General features: G+C 66.1%; 11 protein-coding genes. 8 read left to right on the plus strand and 3 right to left on the minus strand.

The window, feature by feature from the left end; translation table 11 throughout:
• Positions 1-46: 46 nt before the first annotated feature.
• Positions 47-613: a cell division protein CrgA gene (gene crgA / locus F6S87_RS08275; RefSeq protein ID WP_163228193.1), complete on the minus strand. Its 567-nt coding sequence runs from the start codon at positions 611-613 to the stop codon at positions 47-49.
• Positions 614-797: 184 nt separating this feature from the next.
• Between crgA and F6S87_RS08280 the strand changes: the two genes are divergently transcribed.
• The 5 genes from F6S87_RS08280 (at position 798) to F6S87_RS08300 (ending at position 10,287) form a co-directional block, all read left to right on the plus strand.
• Positions 798-1,556, plus strand: coding sequence for a DUF881 domain-containing protein (locus tag F6S87_RS08280; RefSeq protein ID WP_163228194.1), 759 nt, complete (start codon positions 798-800; stop codon positions 1,554-1,556).
• Positions 1,557-1,809: 253 nt separating this feature from the next.
• Positions 1,810-4,695 (plus strand): prolyl oligopeptidase family serine peptidase, encoded by a 2,886-nt coding sequence (locus F6S87_RS08285; protein ID WP_163228195.1) that lies wholly within the window; start codon positions 1,810-1,812, stop codon positions 4,693-4,695.
• A 169-nt stretch (positions 4,696-4,864) separates the two neighbouring features.
• On the plus strand, positions 4,865-5,956 hold the full coding sequence (locus F6S87_RS08290; RefSeq protein ID WP_163228196.1) for an alpha/beta fold hydrolase: 1,092 nt from the start codon (positions 4,865-4,867) through the stop codon (positions 5,954-5,956).
• 435 nt (positions 5,957-6,391) lie between these two features.
• Positions 6,392-7,366, plus strand: coding sequence for a DMT family transporter (locus F6S87_RS08295; protein WP_163228205.1), 975 nt, complete (start codon positions 6,392-6,394; stop codon positions 7,364-7,366).
• A gap of 233 nt (positions 7,367-7,599) precedes the next feature.
• Positions 7,600-10,287, plus strand: a complete 2,688-nt coding sequence (locus F6S87_RS08300; protein ID WP_163228197.1) for a beta strand repeat-containing protein — start codon at positions 7,600-7,602, stop codon at positions 10,285-10,287.
• Here the strand turns inward: F6S87_RS08300 and F6S87_RS08305 are convergent.
• The gene (locus F6S87_RS08305; protein ID WP_163228198.1) at positions 10,284-11,201 is read right to left on the minus strand and encodes a hypothetical protein; all 918 of its coding nucleotides are present in this window, start codon (positions 11,199-11,201) and stop codon (positions 10,284-10,286) included. The two genes, F6S87_RS08300 and F6S87_RS08305, sit on opposite strands and share 4 nt — an antisense overlap.
• Before the next feature lie 1,752 nt (positions 11,202-12,953).
• On the opposite strand from F6S87_RS08305, the gene gtfA reads away from it, so the two are divergent.
• From gtfA to ilvA, 3 genes are all read left to right on the plus strand, one after another.
• Positions 12,954-14,501 carry a sucrose phosphorylase gene (gene gtfA / locus F6S87_RS08310; RefSeq protein WP_163228199.1) on the plus strand — a complete coding sequence of 516 codons (1,548 nt, stop codon included), beginning with the start codon at positions 12,954-12,956 and terminating at the stop codon, positions 14,499-14,501.
• A 201-nt stretch (positions 14,502-14,702) separates the two neighbouring features.
• On the plus strand, positions 14,703-16,304 hold the full coding sequence (locus tag F6S87_RS08315; protein ID WP_196779179.1) for an MFS transporter: 1,602 nt from the start codon (positions 14,703-14,705) through the stop codon (positions 16,302-16,304).
• Positions 16,305-16,469: 165 nt separating this feature from the next.
• Positions 16,470-17,735 (plus strand): threonine ammonia-lyase, encoded by a 1,266-nt coding sequence (gene ilvA, locus F6S87_RS08320; RefSeq protein ID WP_163228200.1) that lies wholly within the window; start codon positions 16,470-16,472, stop codon positions 17,733-17,735.
• On the opposite strand, the gene F6S87_RS08325 is transcribed toward ilvA, so the two are convergent.
• Positions 17,736-18,491, minus strand: coding sequence for a Sir2 family NAD-dependent protein deacetylase (locus F6S87_RS08325; protein ID WP_163228201.1), 756 nt, complete (start codon positions 18,489-18,491; stop codon positions 17,736-17,738).
• Between the last annotated feature and the right edge of the window lie 508 nt (positions 18,492-18,999).

Genomic DNA, 18,999 nt, shown 5'->3' on the forward strand with positions numbered 1-18,999 from the left:
TCCAGGGGATTAGGTATGCAGAAAGTGGGATTGGGTACGCGGAAAGTCAGCGCCACCACATCGTCATGATGAAGCCGACCATGATGAACGCGAACGCGATGAGCAGGTTCCACTGGTGGATGCCCGGGATTGGGTAGTCGTAGGTCAGGTAGAACACGACGGCCCACACCAGGCCGATGATCATCAGCGCGCAGAACAGCGGGACAAACCAGCCCGGGTTCGCCTTCGTGCCCTTGATCGATTCCTCCACGCGCTTCGTGTTCTCGCTCTGGCGCGCCATCATGCGGCGCATCTGCGGCGTCATGTCCTTCTTGTTGATCGCGGCGTTGAGGACGGCCTCGACCTTGTCCATCGGGATGTCGTCGTCGTTGTCCTCGTCGTCGGTGACGGTGTCCTCCGCGTCGGCGGCCGCGTCACCTTCCTCGACGACTTCGGTCTCCTCGGTCTCCGTCACGCCGTCAGCGTCGGCGGCATCGTCGGCATCGGCGACGACGTCCTCGGTAACGTCCTCGGTCACGGTCGTCGTCGCGGTGGCGGTCGCGGTGTCCTGGTCGGCCGTCGCGGACTGCATGTCCTTGTCCCCGGCGGCTTCGTGCAGCTCTTCGTCAGCCATTTGTCTAGTCTCCTTTAATAGGCTAAGAAGCTATCATAGTGGCAACTCGCGGACGTGTGTGGACAATCGGTCGAGCAGCGCTGAAAATCCTTGCGTTCGCGGCCGCCGGCTGGGAGAATTACAGGGTTCGCACGATTCTTCCGGCACCGTCGCCGGCGGAACATTGTCCGGGAAAGGAGCGGGCGTGGCGAGACACTCGATGAAGCATCGCGGCCGCAAGTCGCTGGCGGGCAGCATCGCCGTCATGCTCGTCGTCGCCCTCGTCGGTTTCCTCGTCTCGACGAACATCCGCGTGAACAGCTCGGCGACCGTCTCGAACGACACGGCCGAGCTCATCGAGCAGCGCGTCGCCAAGGTCAACGAGCTGCAGGAACAGGTCAACGACCTGTCGGCGCAGGTCGACAAGCTCTCGTCGGCGGCCTCGTCGGACGAATCGTCATCGTCGACGAACAGCGAGGACTCCGGCTCCAGCACGATGCTTCCGGCAGTCGAGGGGGAGGGCGTCGTCGTGACATTGAACGATTCGTCCCTCTGGAAGAACAACGTCGGCTCGTCGGGCTCGTCCGCCGACATCGACAACTACGTCGTCCACCAGCAGGATGTCGAGGCCGTCGTCGACGCGCTGTGGGCCGGCGGCGCCGAGTCGATGGAGATCATGGACCAGCGCGTGCTGTCGAACTCCGCCGTCATCTGCTCCGGCACCGTGCTGATGCTGCAGGGCAAGAAGTACTCGCCGCCGTTCACGATCTCGGCGATCGGCCCCGTCGACCAGATGATGCAGGCCCTCGCCGACTCCGAGGCGATCCAGATCTACCAGCAGTACGTCGCCGTGTATGGCCTCGGCTACAGCGTCCAGGAAGAATACCTCCACTTCGACGCCACCCCGGCAATCCTGACCTCCCTGAAATACGCCACTGTCATCAAGGACGACGACGATAACTGATCCTTCCCGAATCCGCCGGAAACTGGAAGAAAGGTATCGTCCAGTAGTGTCCAGACAGCACCTTGGTTCCAGTTTCTGCATGCAGCTGGAAGAAAGGTATGGCCGGAGGGGCTGTAGACGTGATCTTTCTTCCAGTTCTTGCATGCTGCTGGAAGGAAAGTATTGTCAGCGGGACTGCAAACGCGTGAGCGGATCTCAGGATTGTGACGTGAAAAGGGAAGTGTTCTCGCAGCGGGCGGAGTAAGTTGGCGGTATGACTGATGTTTCTGCTCAGAGTGCTGCCACGATCCATGCGATCGACGAGTATCCGCGGCTCAAGGCCCGGACGGTGAAGTTCAGCTGCGGCGCGCCCCGGTCGGCGACGCTGCTCGGCGACGGATCGCGCATGCTGTTCCTGCGTTCCGACGGCCCCGAGGACACGGTGACGAGCCTGTGGCTCAGCGAGTTCGCCGGCTCGCCGCTGGCCCATCATGAAATCAAGCTCGCCGACCCGCGCGACCTGCTTGCGGACAACGCGAACGCCGGCATCGCCGTCTCGAAGGAAGAACTGATGCGCCGCCAGCGCGCCCGCGAGACCGGCACCGGTATCGTGCGCTATTCGGTCGACGCCGCCGGCGACCGCGCCGCGTTCCTGCTCGACGAACATGTCTATGTCGTCGACATCGCGTCGCGTCATGTCGTGCGTCTCGAAGCTCCCGCCGACGGCAGTAGCGCGGCCGCCGGCACCGCGGCCGCCGCGCGGCCCGCGCCGGATATGGCCGCCACCTCGCCTTCGGACGCGCCGGTTTCCGCCGAGATTTCCCCGGACGGCACGGTCGTCGCCTGCACGACCGGCACGCGCATCGTCGCCGGCAGGCTGCCGGAAACGCTCGACGGCGCAACGACGGCCAGCTGGCACCCGGCGACCGTCCTCGAGCTGACGGCCGCCGAGCGCGCCGCCGGCACCGTGCGGCTCGGCCTCGCCGAATTCGCCGCGCAGGAGGAAATGGACCGCTATGCCGGCTTCTGGTGGGGGCCGGACTCGCGCACGTTGCTCGTCGAACGGTACGATTCGTCCGCCGAGCCGCTGTGGTATATCAGCGACCCGGCCAATCCGGCCGACGGCCCCGTCGCCCACCGCTATCCGCGGGCGCTGACCGAAAACGCGAAGGTGTCGCTGCTCGCCGTGCGGATCGGCGAGGCCGGCCCGCTCAAGGAGACGAGCGTGACGACCGACCTCGGCGAGGGCGGCGAGCTCGTCGAGCGTCGCGAGCGCCGGCTCGAGACGAAGTGCGTCGCGCACGTCGAATGGGACGCCGAGGCCTACGAATATCTCGCCGTCGTGGACTGGCAGGTCGGCCACCAGCCGGTCATCCTCGTGCAGAACCGCGCGCAGACCGACGACCTCGTCCTCGAGATCGCGATGCCGGACGCCGAAACGTGGCGCCGCTACGAACATGACAGCCGGCATGTCGCGCTGCACGCGGCCAGGCAGGCGGAGAAGGCGGAACATCGGGCCGGCGAGCAGCCGGTCGAATCGTTCCGGCAGGACATCCAGCCGGCCGACGACGACTCCGAGGCGAACGCCGCCGAGGAAGGATCGTTCCCGGTCATCCTCACCCGCGAACTCGAGCGCCATCATAACGACCAGTGGCTCGACCTGCGCGCCGGCACGCCGGCGTTCACGCCGGACGGCCGGCTCGTCGGCGCGCTCGCCGACATGGCCGCCGACACGAACCGCCTGACCGTCGACGGCAAGCCGTTCACGCCGGCCGGCTGGCAGGTGCGCACGGTGCTCGACGTCGACGACGAGTCGGTGCTTGCCGTCGCGCAGCTCACGCCGCAGCTCGCCGACCCGGCGACGATTCCCGCTTCCTGGCTCGCTGCCGACGGCACGTTGCCGACCGGCGAGCGCGCGCACGACGCGCGCAGCCACGACGTCGTCATGTTCGGCTTCGACGGCTCCGTCCACGCCGTCACCGGCGAGCCGGGCGTCTGGACGGCCGGCCGTCGCGGCGGCGGCCTGATGGTCGCCGGCCGCTCGATGCACGGCGACCGCCTGACGATGACGCACGTCTACGCGAACCCCGGCGCGACGGCGCTCGCCGCCGCCGGCGTGGACGACGGGAACGATTCGTCCGGCATGGCCGCCGCGCTGTCGACGGCCAATCCCGACGGCGTCGCCGTCATCGAGAACCACGCGACGGTCCCCGGCTTCGAGCCGCATGTCACGTTCACTGAGCTCGGCGAGGACGGCCTGTTCGCGGCGATCGTCGCGCCGTCGCCGGCCAGCCCGTACGCGAACATGACGCAGCTGCCGGTGCTGATGACGCCGTACGGCGGCCCCGGTTTCCAGGAGGTGACGTTCGACCGCTCGGCGTATCTCGACGCGCAGTGGTGGGCCGACCAGGGCTTCCTCGTCGTCATCGCCGACGGCCACGGCACGACCGGCCGCGGCCCGCTGTGGGACCGCGCGATCTGGCACAACATGAAGGCCGTCACGCTCGCCGACCAGGTCGCCGCCGTCGAATCGTTGTCGGCCGCCGTCGACGGTCTCAACCGCGACCTCGACAAGGCCCTCGATGGCGCGTCGGCCACGGCGTCGCCGGAGTCCGCCGACCTCGCGACGCGGACCGCCGGCACGGCCGGCGTCGGCCACGGCCGTCACAGCGCCCACGGCAGGCATGCGTCCGCCGAAGCGGCCGAAGTGCCGGAGCGCCGGCACCTGCCGCGCCCGGACCTCGCGCATGTCGCGATGATCGGCTGGTCGTACGGCGGCTTCCTGTCGGCGACGGCCGTGCTCGACGCGCCGGCGACGTTCGCCGCCGCCTGCGCCGGCGCCCCGCCGACCGACTGGACGCTGTACGACACGCACTACACGGAGCGCTACCTCGGTCTCAACCCGGCGACGTACGTCAAGAACAGCATCATCGAGGACGCCCCGCAGCTCAAGCGTCCGCTGATGCTGATCCACGGCTTCGCCGACGACAACGTGACGGTCGCCCACTCGCTGCGCCTGTCGGACGCGCTGATGAAGGCCGGCCGCGACCACACGTTCCTGCCGCTGACCGGCGTCACCCACATGACCAACGACCCCGACGTCGCCCGCAACCTCCTGATCCTCCAGCGCGACTTCCTCAAGCGCGCGCTGGCCGACTGAGGCCCCCGAAATTGCCGCGCAATTTCGACCTCCCCTGAAGAGGGGTGAGGAACGCCCACTCCCTCTTCAGAGGGAGTCGGCGAGGCGAAGCCGAGCCGGTGGGAGTCCCCGGCACAGCCGGGGAGGCTCACAGCGGAAGAATCGTTCATGTCCTACTAGGATGGGCCGCATGGAAATTGCGATGCTCGACGAAACGAACTTTGCCGCGGCGATCGACGGCACCGTCCTGCCGGCGCTCGAGTCGTGCCGGACGGACGGCTACATGGAACCGGCGCACGAGATCTACAGCGGCCATCCGCTGCCGGCGCTGCGGCATCCGAACGGCACGAGCGCGCTCGGCAAGCTGCACTACGTGACGTACGACGTAGCCGAGTTCCAGAAGCTCGGCGTGCCGGGCGCCAGCCGCCAGTTCCACGGCGCCGTCGTGCTGTCGCACGGCTTCTCCGAGTTCGCCGACAAGTATCGCGAGCTCGCGTGGTACTTCCTGCTCGCCGGCTTCTCCGTCTGCATTCTCGAGCATCGCGGCCACGGCTACTCGCCGCGCGACGTCGACGACAAGGACATCGTCTACATCGACGATTGGCACCGTTACGTCGCCGACTTCGCCAAGTTCGCCGCGCAGGTCGGCCGGCCGGCGGCGAAGGGTTGCCGGCTCGCGCTGTTCGCCCACTCGATGGGCGGCGGCATCGCGACGGCGCTGCTGGAACGCTACCCGAAGCTCATCGACCGCGCCGTGCTCTCGTCGCCGATGATCGCGCCGGACACGCACATCCCGAACTGGCTCGCCGCCGGCACGACCGGCTTCCTGTCGGACCTGGGGCTCGCGAAGGCGAAGGCTCCCGGCATGCACAACTTCGAGCCGGAAGTCAACTGGAAAGACAATCCGGGCGCCAGCGTCGCGAGGGTGCAGTGGTTCCACGATCTTCGCATGAACGATTCGCACTACCAGACGACGGCCGCGGCCAACATGTGGGTCAAGCAGGCCGTGCGCCTGTCGCACGCGATCCTGCAGGACAAGATGGTCCGCCGCATCCAGACGCCGATCCTGATGTTCCAGGCCGGCAACGACCTGTGGGTCCTCAACGTCGCCGAAAACGAGTTCAAGGAGAAGCTCGACCGCGCCGGCGGCCGCATCGAGATGGACCGCATCCCGAAGTCCGCCCACGAAATCTTCTCGATGCCCAACGCCGTCTACGCTCCCTACCTCAAGCGCATCCTGCGCTACCTCCAGTCCAGCGAAAAGGTCACCGTCCTCGCCTGACCTTGTCCCGAGTCCCCTGGAAGGGGGGGGCTGTCGGTTTTGTTGCGTAGAGGAGATGTCATGCGCAAGCCCCGAGCCCCCTGGAAGGGGGCTGTCGGCGAAGCCGACTGGGGGTCGACCGCACGACGTCGCGAAGCGACGAGTGCGCGCTGGAACGCGAGATTCCCGCATTCCGCACCCCTGCTTTATGCCATGAAGGAAGCGCGAGCCGGTGGGAGTCGAGTTCCCGGGCCCGTCGTCGTTGTCCCGCTACTAGAATCGTCGGAAGAATCGTGCCATTGTTTCGATTTCGGCACGACACCATTCAAGAGAGCTTTGACGAGGAACACCGTGCGCGGGGAGCAGACTGCCAACAGGCCGGCCACTGGGGTGGACGCCGGCCGTCCAACGACCGACCATCCAACCACCGAATTCAGCAAGTACTACGACCGGACGATGACCGGCACCGACGAGGATTCCGCGGCGCTCGCGGCCGCCGAGCTCGCCGAGGACCCATCCGAGCGCACCGGCCGGTTCGAGGAGACGCCGCGCCGCATCATGTTCGGCGTCGTGCTCGTCCTCGTCGGCGGCGCGCTGTGGGGCGTCAACGGCTCGCTGTCGAAGATGCTGCTCGACTGGTACGGCGTGCCGGAACTCTGGCTCGCCTGCGTGCGGCAGACGACTATCGGCCTGCTGTACATCCTGACGGCGCTCGCCGGCAGCCGCCGCTCCCGCGACGAGATGACCGGCGCGCTGCGCGACGTGCGGTCGTACCCGATGTACCTGCTGTCGGCGCTGTTCTGCGTGCTGCTCGAGCAGGTCGCCTACCTGTTCTCGGTCCACTGGACGAACGGCGGCACGGCGACGGTGCTGCAGACCGTCAACCTGGTCATGGTGCTCGTCTACGTCTGCGTCACCGGCCATCGCCGGCCGACCCCCAGGGAAATCGTCGGCACGATTCTCGCGTTCGCCGGCGTCTTCCTGATCGCCACGGGCGGCAACTTCTCGACGCTGACGATGGCGCCCCAGGCGCTGTTCTGGGGACTCGTCAACGCGTTCGCCTGCGCGTGCCTGGCGATCATGCCGGTCAAGCTGATGGCCCGTCACGGCGAGCTGCCGATCAACGGCATCATGTTCCTCGTCGCCGGCCTGTGCCTGATGCCGTTCGTGCAGCCGTGGAACTCGGTGCCGCAGATGGATACCCGCGGCTGGTGGCTGTTCGCCGCCTACGTCATTCTCGGCGGCTTCTTCGCCTACTGGCTGTTCATGGCCGGCGTCGTCCGCGTCGGCTCGATGCGCGCCACGATGCTCGGCACGATGGAGCCCGTCGTCGCCACGATCACCGCCGTCCTGTGGACCGGCGCCGTCTTCCTGCCCACCGACTTCGTCGGCTTCGCCCTGATCCTGATCATGGTCTTCCTCGTCCACTGACATTCCGGAACGGGCTCCCCGGAGGAAGCTGGCCGCGAAGCGGCCTGAGGGTCGACCGCACGACGTCGCGAGGTGACGAGTGCGCGCTGGAACGCGAGGACGGGATGCCGGCCCTCCACTGAATCTCGACATCCGCCGGTTTCCTTCCCAGCGGGCTTTCGGTCGGCTTCCAGCGAGTCTGTCTAGTATCGGGGGCATTCCTGTTTCGATCACAACGTAGCGAGAGGACTGCAATGACCGACCACACCAACCCGACCGGCGGCGACGAGCAGCCGAGCTTCCGCGCGACGAGCGCCGCCGACTGGCAGCCGTCGTACGTCGACGACACTTCTGTAGAAGGCGATTCTTCCGTCACGTCTTCCACCGGTACTTCCGCCGGCGACGATTCATCCGTTTCCGCCGCCCGGCCGGCAGCCGGGACCGCCGCCACCGGCGGCCAGGATCCGGCAAGTGCCGGCACCCCGGCGGCATCTCCGCAGGGGCGGTACGCCACCCCGGCACCGCAACCGGCGGCCGGCCGTCCGGCAACCGGTAGTCCGGCATCCGGTGGTCAGGCATCCGGCGGCCACGCATCCGGCGGTCCGGTGCCGCCGTATGCGCCGTACGCCCCCGCGGGTGCCGGCTATCCGGGCGGTCCGGCCGGCGCTCCCGCTGCCGCCCCGAACAAGAAAGGCCTCGGCCGCGCGGCGAAGAACATCATCTGCTCGGCCGTCATGGTCGCCGCGCTCGCGGCAGCCGGCGGCACGTTCTACGCACTCAGGCACGACTCGTCGATCGCCACCACCTCGACGTCGAACACGTCCCAGATGTTCGGCGGCGACATGTCCGGCGGTACCGGCGGCATGGGCGGCCAGATGGGCCAGATGGGCGGCACCGGCTCCGACGGATCGTCCGGCTCGTCCGACGGCCAGATGGGCGGCATGGGCGGCCAGATGGGCAACATGCCCGGCGACATGTCGGGCGGCCAGTCCGGCACGCAGGGCGACTCGAACGGCTCCGGCAGCTCCGGCAGCTCCGGCAGCTCGAACGGCTCGGGCAGCTCGTCGTCCGGCACCGGCTCCACGTCCGCCTCCGGTTCCGGCACGATTGCGTCGTCGACGACGACTGACGGCACCGTCACGCAGGCCACCGATTCCGACTCCGGCGGTTCCACCGGCAACTCGACCGACGGCACCGTCACGCAGGCCACCGATTCCGAATCCAGCGGTTCCACCGGCAACTCGACCGACGGCACCACCAGCGGCAACGGCTCCACCGACAATTCCACGGGCGGCACCGCCAACGGCGACGGCTCGTCGCAGACGCCACCCGACCTGCCGGGCGGCAGCTCCGGCTCAACCGATGGCCAGTCGGGCGGCTCGACCGGCACCCAGATGGGCGGCGGCATGCAGATGCCCGGCACCATCGGCACGGCCGGCTCCTCGACCACCACCTCGGTCCCGGCCCTGTACACCACGCTGTTCGTCGTCGAGGCGATCGTGTTCGCCGGCGCCGGCATGTACCTGATCTGCTCGCGCGGCAACAAGCGCGGCTTCAGGGAGACATTCAGCAGCGGCGGTCGCATCGCCGTCTTCCTGCTCGCGACGGCGCTTGTCGCCGAAAACGTCGCGCTCGCCGACTACTTCGTCGCCAGGGACGTCGTGCTGCCGTCGGTCACGACGTCGCAGGTTGCCGGTTCCACGGGAAACACCGCGGGCGGCATGCAGCCGGGCGGATCGTCCAATTCAAATGTCACGTGGAACGGCGCGACTGAAGTCACCGAGTCCGGCGACCTGAAGGACGGATCGTACGATTCCTCCACCGCCGACCAGAACGCGCTGCTGGTCACCGGCGATGTCGACGTCGCGCTGACCGACCCGACCGTCACGAAGACCGGCGACTCCGACGGCGGCGACAGCACGAGCTTCTACGGCACGAATTCGGCGATCCTGGCGAAGGACGGCGCGAACCTGACGATCACCGGCGCGACGATCACGACCGACGCGACCGGCGCCAACGGCGTCTTCAGCTACGGCGGATCGGCGACGACCGACAATTCGAATTCCGACGGCACCTCCGTCACGATCTCCGACTCGACGATCACGACGAAGCAGGACAACTCCGGCGGCATCATGACGACCGGCGGCGGCACGATGACGGCGAAGAACCTGACCGTCACGACGGCCGGCACGAGCTCGGCGGCCATCCGCACCGACCGTGGCGGCGGCACCGTCACCGTCGACGACGGCACGTACACGACGACCGGCCAGGGCTCGCCGGCCGTGTATTCCACCGCCGACGTCACCGTCAACGACGCGACGCTCGTCTCCAAGGCGAGCGAGGGCGCCGTCATCGAGGGCAGCAACAAGATCACGCTGAACAACGTCAAGCTCACCGACAGCAACACGAAGCTCAACGGCCAGTCGACGACGTACAAGAACATCTTCCTGTACCAGTCGATGTCCGGCGACGCGGCGGAGGGCACGAGCGAGTTCGACGCGACGAACTCGACGATCACGACGAACAACGGCGACACGTTCTACGTGACGAACACGACCGCGACGATCAACTTGTCCGGCAACACGTTCGTCAATAACGATTCGTCCGGCAATTTCCTGCGCGTGCAGGCCGACTCGTGGGGCAACTCCGGCTCGAACGGCGGCGACGTCACGATGAACCTGAGCGACCAGGAAGCCTCCGGCACGATCGTCGTCGACGACATCTCGACGCTGGCGCTGTCGCTCGCCGACGGCTCCTCGTTCACCGGCGCGATCAACACCGACAACACGGCGAAGTCGATCACGCTGAAGCTCAGCGCCGACTCGAAGCTCAAGCTGACCGCCGACACCTACGTCACGTCCCTCGACGACGCCGACAGCAGCTACTCGAACATCGATTTCAACGGCTACAAGCTCTACGTCAACGGCAAGGCGATCAACTAGAACCCCTTGTGTTCCGTCCGCCGCCCCGGTCGCCAATGCGCCGGGGCGGCCTTGTCGTTACCGGGCTCCACGCGCCGCAACTCGTGCCCGGTAACCGGCGCGAGGTAGACGGCCGGATCGGCCGGCGGCGTGACGGCGAACCGGACAATCTGTTTCCACTGGTCACGTGAAACACCGATCCTGCCGTCCGGCTTGACGAGCAGCACCGGCGCCGCCGGCCGCGCGTTGGCGAGCGCCTTGCTCGTCTCGTCGGTGATTTCCTCGTCGTCGATCCAGATGATCGGCCGGGGCCGCTCGCCCGTGGTCCGCCGTTCACGCTGCCGCTCGACCTCTCCGGCAATCGTCGCGAACTTGCCGGAAAACAGCCCGAGCCGGCTGTCCGGATCGTACCATTCGACGGTCGCGAGCCGGTCGGGATCCCAGCCGAGCGCCATCGCGAGCCGCGCGGTGTACGGCTGCCATGTCGTCAGCCAGCGAAAGTCGACGCGGCGGCTCGCGATCAGCGTGAACAGGCTGTCGGCGAGCTCGCCCGACCAGCGCACGTGATAGCCGTGCCGCATCCCGTCGTCGTCGTGCAGGACGATTATCGCGTCGTCGTCGACGACGAATGCCGTCGTCGAGCCGAACAGCCCGGCATCCGGCTTGCCGGCGGCGTCGGCCGGGCTGTCGAGCCGGCCGATGTCGGCGTAGGAAATGCGCGGGTCGTCGAGCATCGGGTTGAGCACGCCGTCGAAATCGACGAACATCATGCACGAGGCCGATGCCGGATTCGCGGCCTCGGACTCCTTGCCGACCGCGCCGAGCACGGGTTCGGGGGCGTCCGGCACTGGCGCCGTGCGCCGCAGACGATGTGCCGCCCGGTACAGCTGCCCGTCGAACCGGTGCAGCCGTTCGAGCACCCGTTCCACGCTCACGCCTCCGACCGTCCCGGTGCGTGCACTCGTGCGTTCGGCTGTCCTGATCCGTGCACTGTCGCCTCCGTCTGTCCTGATCCGTGCACTATCGTCGCCCGATTTCTCGCTGCTGTTGCCGATCCCCATGTCGGTCACGCCCCCACATTCCACATATTCAAATACCGTCTTGGTCGCGGCTATTGCCCTGATTGTTTATTGCCCTGATTGTTTCCCCACTACTGCCGCCCACTGTACCAGTGTCGCCGCTGCCGCTTCCTGATGGCGCGGATCCGGGCTGGCGGCCTGGATTTTGTGCCATCATTTCGGAGATTCCGGGGCGGAGTTGGGGTGTTTTCGGAAAATATCGTGGAATGACGCACCAGATTTTTGCCCCGAAAAAATCGGGTGCGTCACGCGTTTTCTGGAATGTGCCGGGAACGTTGGAATTAAGCCGATTTCCAATGTTAGGTTTTGTGCGGAAGCGCACCAGATTTTTTCGGGGCAAAAATTTGGTGCGTCCACTCGCCGTATATGTGCGATCTGGGGTCTTTTTCGTAACCGGCATGCCCATTGGGAAAGGGTGGAAACACCTGATTACGCGGTTCGACGCGAATTCCCGGGTGCATCCGTTGTCGACTGGGTGGGGAATTGGTCCGCCTCTTGGCCGCCTTGCGCGGCCCCCAATTGTGAAGATTTTCCCGTCCGTCAATCGTTCGGTCGCCCGGCAGAATCGACTCGCCAGAACGGATCCCGGCCTATTTTCGTAACGATTTTGCAAAAGTGGTTGGCTGGCCGGCGCCGGGAAAATCTTGGTATTCCGGTGGTTTCCCGCCGAAAAGGGGGTATGCTGGGTGGCGAGAAGGTTTTCGGTTTGATGGGTGGTGAGCTGGCGTTCCGATCGAAAGGGGATGAACGGAACGCCGGCCGGTTCCCCGGCGCAACGATCGCGCCGCCGGTGCTTGTTGGTTGGTACCCGTGGAATCCCGGACATCTTCTCGGCAACGATTCGCCCGGGGGAGTGTGCGGATCGTCCGGCGCATGCTTCTCATGAACACTCCTCAAGGACTCTCCGACTGTTGGGGGACACGCAGTGGGGGAGAAAGGGTGCCGTCGCTTCTAGACGGCACCCTTTTCACATGTCCGGCCCGATCCGCCAGCGAACCGTCCACTTGGTCGCGTTCCTTCTTTGGTTTTCATGACTAATCGTCTGTTCGTCTGTGGGACGGATGTTTTCTCACGTTCGGGCCGTCGTTTCCGTGACTAATTGTCCGGTTTTCAAAAAGATTGTTCATGTTGTCACGATTCTCTCGTCGCCGCTGGCTCCGGATCTCTCGCCGGCCACTGGTCGAACGATTCCCGAACGTCTATCGAACCGGTTCGACACGCCGCGTGGAGCGAAAATCGTTGCCAACGGGGGCATGGCGGTGTATATCTATATATCGAACCGGTTCGATACCTGAAATTGCAACCATCGATCTGTTCTGTGTGCATCTGCGCCTCGAGAGGGGATGCGGGGCGCGGGCGCGATCGCCAATCCGGTCGCGCAGGATGGCAAGGGTCCGGGATCGCGAGATCGAGGACCGCAAGATTGCTGGACGGAGCTCGGGTGGCGAAACGGTTCCCGCAACGTTGTTTCGCGGGCGCCGGCACCGATGTCGGCGCTGAAGTCGGCACCGATGAAGGCCGCCGGTGGCTCGCCATCACGGAACCAAGACGGAACCGCCACGGAACCAATACCAATCCGGTGAAATCTCGAGGAGGAGACCAGCAACCATGAAGAACAAGGTACAGATGATCACCTACGCCGACCGTCTCGGCTGCGGTGGCCTGGAAACAATGACCGATATCCTGCGCACGAAGTTCGACGGGGCCTACGAAGGCGTGCACGTCCTGCCGTTCTTCACGCCGTTCGACGGCGCCGACGCCGGCTTCGACCCGATCGACCACACCGCCGTCGATCCCCGCCTCGGCAGCTGGGACGACATCGCCGAGCTTTCGAAGACGCACGACATCATGGTCGACGCGATCGTCAATCACATGAGCTCGGACTCGAAGCAGTTCCAGGACGTGCTCGCCCGCGGCGAGGAATCGCCGTACTATCCGCTGTTCCTGACGATGAGCTCGGTCTTTCCGGACGGCGCCACCGAGGAGGAGCTCGCCGGCATCTACCGCCCGCGCCCGGGCCTGCCGTTCACTCCGTACAAGTTCGCCGGCAAGAATCGTTTCGTCTGGACGACGTTCACGCCGCAGCAAGTCGACATCGACACCGATTCGCAGGTCGGCTGGAACTACCTGATGTCGATTTTCGACACGATGGCCGGTGCTGGCGTCAAGTCGCTGCGTCTCGACGCCGTCGGCTACGGCGCGAAGGAAGCCGGCACGAGCTGCTTCATGACGCCGAAGACGTTCGCGCTGATCGGTCGCCTTCGCGAGGAAGCCGCCCGCCGCGGTCTCGAGATCCTGATCGAAGTGCACTCCTACTACCGCAAGCAGGTCGAGATCGCCAAGAAGGTCGACCGCGTCTACGACTTCGCGCTGCCGCCGCTGCTGCTGCATTCGCTGTTCACCGGCGACGTCGCCGCGCTTGCGCACTGGATCGACATCCGCCCGGAGAACGCCGTCACCGTGCTGGACACGCATGACGGCATCGGCGTCATCGACATCGGTTCGGACCAGCAGGACCGCTCGCTCGCCGGCCTCGTCGCCGACGACGACGTCGACCGGCTCGTCGAGCGGATCGCCGCGAACAGCGACGGCCAGTCGCGCGAGGCGACCGGCGCCGCCGCGTCGAACCTCGATCTCTACCAGGTCAACTGCACGTACTACTCGGCGCTCGCCGGCAACGACGAGCACTACCTCGCCGCCCGCGCCGTCCAGTTCTTCCTGCCCGGCGTCCCGCAGGTCTACTACGTCGGCGCGCTCGCCGGCGAGAACGACATGGAACTGCTGCGCCGCACCGGTGTCGGCCGCGACATCAACCGCCACTACTTCACGCCGGCGGAAATCGACGCGGCTCTCGAGCGTCCCGTCGTCGCCGCGCTGAACGCCCTCGCCCGCTTCCGCAACGCTTCGCCCGCGTTCGACGGCGACTTCAGCTGGGCTGAGCTGAACGATTCGTCCGCGTCGAACGATTCGCACGAAGCTGCCGAAGCCCTGCGCTTCACGTGGATCAACGGCGACTATTCGGCCACGCTGACGTTCATGCCCGGCGTTGCGCGCGACTCGCAGGACCCGACTCCGGTCGCCTCCTTGTCTTGGACCGACCACGAAGGCTCCCACGCCACCACCGACCTCCTCGCGAACCCTCCGGTCTTCCGCTAGGCCACGAATCCCCCGAGGGGGTCGACCGCGGCGTAGCCGCGCACTGGAACGTCCCGTTTTTGTTTTTCGCTTTCCTTTCCTTCCTCTCTGCCACATGACCCGAGCCCGCGGCCCGAGCCGCGGACCCGGGTCATGTGCCATATTCATCCGTCCAAGAACCACAGCACAAACCGATCGAATCCCCGCCATTCAAGGAAGAAGATGACCGAGATGACCGATGACAACGACGTCAAGCAGCCAGCCGACTCCGCCGCGCCGGCCCAGTCGTCAACCACGTCGACCACATCAACCACACCAACTACGCCAACCACATCAACCACACCAACCACATCAGGCCAGCCGGCCGCACCGGCCTCCGCCGCGCCGACCGCGACGAGCGTGCCGGTGCAGGCGGCGAAGCTGGCGACCGGCGACGAGACCGTGGCCGGCGGCCTGGCCACGCTGGCCAGTGTCGACACCGCCGTGCCGGACGAAGCCTCCGCGTTCATGGACATGCGCGACCCGATGGTCTCCGCCGACGGCCACCGCCCGACGACGGCCGAGCTCATCCGCCTCGGCGTCGGCTTCACGATTTCCGCCGTCGCCTGCGCCATCCCGTGGGTCGCGCTGTCGACGATCATCCTGCCGCGCGTCTTCGAGCTCATCAATCCGGACACGAAGGTCGCCATGCTCGGCCTCGTCAACGCGATCGGCTCGATCGCCGCGCTGCTCGCCAACATCGTCTTCGGCACGCTGTCGGACCTGACGCGCTCCCGCTTCGGCAAGCGCACGCCGTGGATCGTCGCCGGCGGCCTCGTGACCGGCGCCTCGATCGGCCTGATCTCGATTGTCAACAACGAAGCCGTCATCGTCACGCTGTGGTGCTGCGCGCAGATCGGCTACAACATGATGCTCGCCCCGTACGTCGCGACGATGTCCGACCGCGTCCCCGACAAGGTCCGCGGCACGATCTCCGGCTTCTACGGCGCCGGCATCGCGATCGGCCAGACACTCGGCTCGTTCGTCGGCGCGCTGCTGCTCGCCCGGGGCAGCTCCGGCATCTTCTCCGCCTGGATGATGGGCATGGGCATCTTCGGCCTGTGCGGCATCTTCGTCGTTGCCGTCTGGCCGCGCGAACGCGGCAACAAGACCGAGGTCCGCGCGCCGATCACGGCGAAGAGCGTCGTCATGAGCTTCCGTCCGCCGCGCCACGCTCCGGACTTCTACTACGCGCTCGCCGGCCGCACGCTGATGATGGGCGGCTACTGGATGATCAACACCTACCAGCTCTACATTGCACAGGACTACATCTACGCCGGCGACCCGAACGCCACCAAGAAGGCCGCCGCGCTGATCGCGTCGATGGCCATCGTCACGCTCATCGTCTCGCTGGTCGCCGCCGTCACCGCCGGCCCGATCACCGACCGGCTCGGCATGCGCAAGCTGCCGGTCGCGTTCGCGAGCTGCCTGTTCGCCGTCGGCTCGCTGATGCCGCTGCTGTTCCGCTCGCCGGTCGGCATGTACCTGTTCGCCGGCATCGCCGGCCTCGGCTACGGCATCTACAACGCGATCGACCAGGCGCTCAACGTCGCCGTGCTGCCGAACCCGAAGGAAGCCGGCAAGGATCTCGGCATCCTCAACCTCGCGAACACGCTGTCGACCGTCATCGGCTCGCTGCTGACGTCGGCCGTCGTGCTGATCGTCAAGTCGGCGCTCGGCACCACCCAGGCGCCGGTACAGGCCTACGCCTTCGTCTTCGTCGTCGCGATCTGCATCGTCCTCGTCGCCGCCTTCCTGATCACCCGTATCCGCAACGTCCGCTGAGAACAGTCCTGATGCCGCGAACCCGGGCCGGCAGCCCGGGTTCGCGACATCAGGAAGGAGAAGCTTCCGTCGTGCGAATCGTGCCAATATATTCGACACGATTCTCCCGTTCGACTGCCGGACGGACGGCCGGGCGGGCAACGAACGATCCATACAATGCAATGCATGGAACAAAAAGACGTGTTGCAGGCGATGAGGCGCGACCATGCCGCCGAACTCAAGCTGGCCAAGGAACGACTGGACGGGACGGCGAGGCACACCGAGATCATCGAGTCGCCGGTGCTCTCCGAGATGACCGGCCACCGGATCCTGCTCAAGCCGGAAAACCTCCAGGTGACCGGCTCGTTCAAGATCCGCGGCGCCTACAACAAGATCGCGTCGCTGACCGACGAGGAACTCGAGCGCGGCATCGTCACGGCGTCGGCCGGCAACCATGCGCAGGGCGTCGCCTACGCGGCGCGCGAACGCGGCGCCAAGGCGACGATCTGCATGGCCGAATCGACCCCGCCGCTCAAGGTCGACGCGACGAAGGCCTACGGCGCCAACGTCGTGCTGCACGGCGACGTCTTCGACGAGGCCGCCGCCTACGCGATGGAGCTCAGTCAGAGCGAAGGCCTCATCTACGTGCCGCCGTTCGACGACTACGAAGTGCTGTGCGGCCAGGGCACGATCGCGATGGAGATCCTCGAGGACGTGCCGGACGTCACCGACATCGTCGTGCCGCTCGGCGGCGGCGGACTGGGCGCCGGCGTGGCGCTCGCCGTCAAGATGTTCCGTCCCGAAGTGCGCGTCATCGGCGCGATTCCCGAAGGCTCCCCAGCCTTCCGCAAGTCGTTCGCCGCCGGCAAGGTCGTCGCCGCCGACCAGGTCGCGACGTCGGCCGAAGGCGTCGCCGTCAAGCGGCCCGGCGACCTGACGTTCGCGCTGCTCAACGAATTCCTCGATGATCTAGTAGAGGTCTCCGAGCGCGACATCAACGAGATGATCCTCTTGATGCTCGAGAAGCACAAGATGGTCGTCGAGGCGGCCGGCGCCGTCTCGCTGGCCGCGCTGGAGCACCTGAACCTGCGCTCGCGGAAGTTCGCGGCGGCCGAGGGCGACCACGTTGTCGTCCCGATCGTCTCCGGCGGCAACATCGACACCGTCACGATCGGCGCCGTCATCCAGAAGGGCATGATCGCGCGTGGCCGCATCATGAACTTCGAGGTCGAGCTGCCGGACGTCCCCGGCCAGCTCGTCAAGGTCGCCACGCTGCTCGCGAAGGAGCGCGCCAACGTCATCGCGCTGGACCACGACCAGTTCAAGGCCTCCGGCCACTACACGAATTCGGTCGCGCTCGGCGTGACGGTCGAGACGAACGGCCCCGAACACATCGAGCAGATCCTGACGGCCCTCCGCTCCGCCGGCTTCCAGCCGAAGCGGATCTACTGATTACTTGTTCTCGTTGATCGCCTGCTCGACGAGTTCCGGCAGCGCCACCGCGATGTCTTCGTGGATCAGCCGGTCGGCCAGGTAGTCGTACTGCGTCTTGCCCATGTTCATGATCGTGATCGGCACGCCGGCCTGCGCGGCGACCGGCACGAGCGACGCGGCCGGGAACACTTCCAGCGTGGATCCGATGACCCAGAATTCGTCGGCCTGCTGGACCTTCCGCATGGATTTCTCCATCGCGCCGTCGGGCAGCTGCTCGCCGAAGTAGACGACGTCAGTCTTGATGAGCCCGTTGCACGGCATGTTGCCGCTGTACGGCAGCCGGCGGTGACAATGCGGATCCGGCTCCTCGTCGAGCCGCGCCATGATGTCGGCGGTCTCGTATTCGGCATGGCACTTCATGCAGTGCGACGTGCCGATCGTGCCATGCAGGTTGACAATGACATTGTCGGTGTTGCCGGCCTTCTCGTGGAGGGCGTCGAAATTCTGCGTCGCCAGCAGCGTCAGCAAGCCGGCTTGCTCGAGCTTGGCCAGCGCATAGTGCGCCTTGCCGGGCTGCGCGTTCCACACCGGCGACTCCTTCTGCCAGCGCCAGGAATACTCGCGGTCTTCCTTGCTGGTCAGGAATCGCTCGATGTCGTAGACGGACATCTGCTCGGGATGCTTCGTCCACACGCCCTCCGGCCCGCGGAAATCAGGAATTCCAGCCGACGTCGAAATCCCGGCGCCCGTCAGTACAGCAATCTTCTTCGTCATGCCGCCAATTATAGATTTGCGAACGATTCCTCCGCCCTGTTCATGTCACGAACCCGAGCCGGCAGCCCGGATTGGCGACATGACAAGAGAAGGCCGGCAGGAAGAAGCCGGTTGTTATCGCGGAGCGTAGCGCCGTTCCTTCTATTAGACATTTCGTTTCGCAATGCGGAAAACGTCTTCCGGACGATGCTCCCGACGGTTAGCGTGGATGACGACACGCCCGGAAAGACATTGTCGAAGCTATTTTCGCCGGTTTGGGGCCGCCCAGGAGGCGGGTGTCCGGGTTCCCGCGCCGTGCGCGACACGCCGTGGAGGTGTTCTCCCGCGCGGGTTTTGCCATGCCCGGTTGCGGAAACTGGGCATCGAGTGTAAGTTTATCTCTTGCTGCCGCACGGCCGCCCCGGAGTGCTTCTCCGGCCGCTTCCGGTCTTGCGCGTGGTGGTGGTTTGAGAACTCAAGAGCGTGTACTGTACTACTTCTTTATAGTCAAATGATTGCCAGTTCGGCC

Source organism: Bifidobacterium choloepi (assembly GCF_010667615.1).
Classification (GTDB): Bacteria; Actinomycetota; Actinomycetes; order Actinomycetales; family Bifidobacteriaceae; genus Bifidobacterium; species Bifidobacterium choloepi.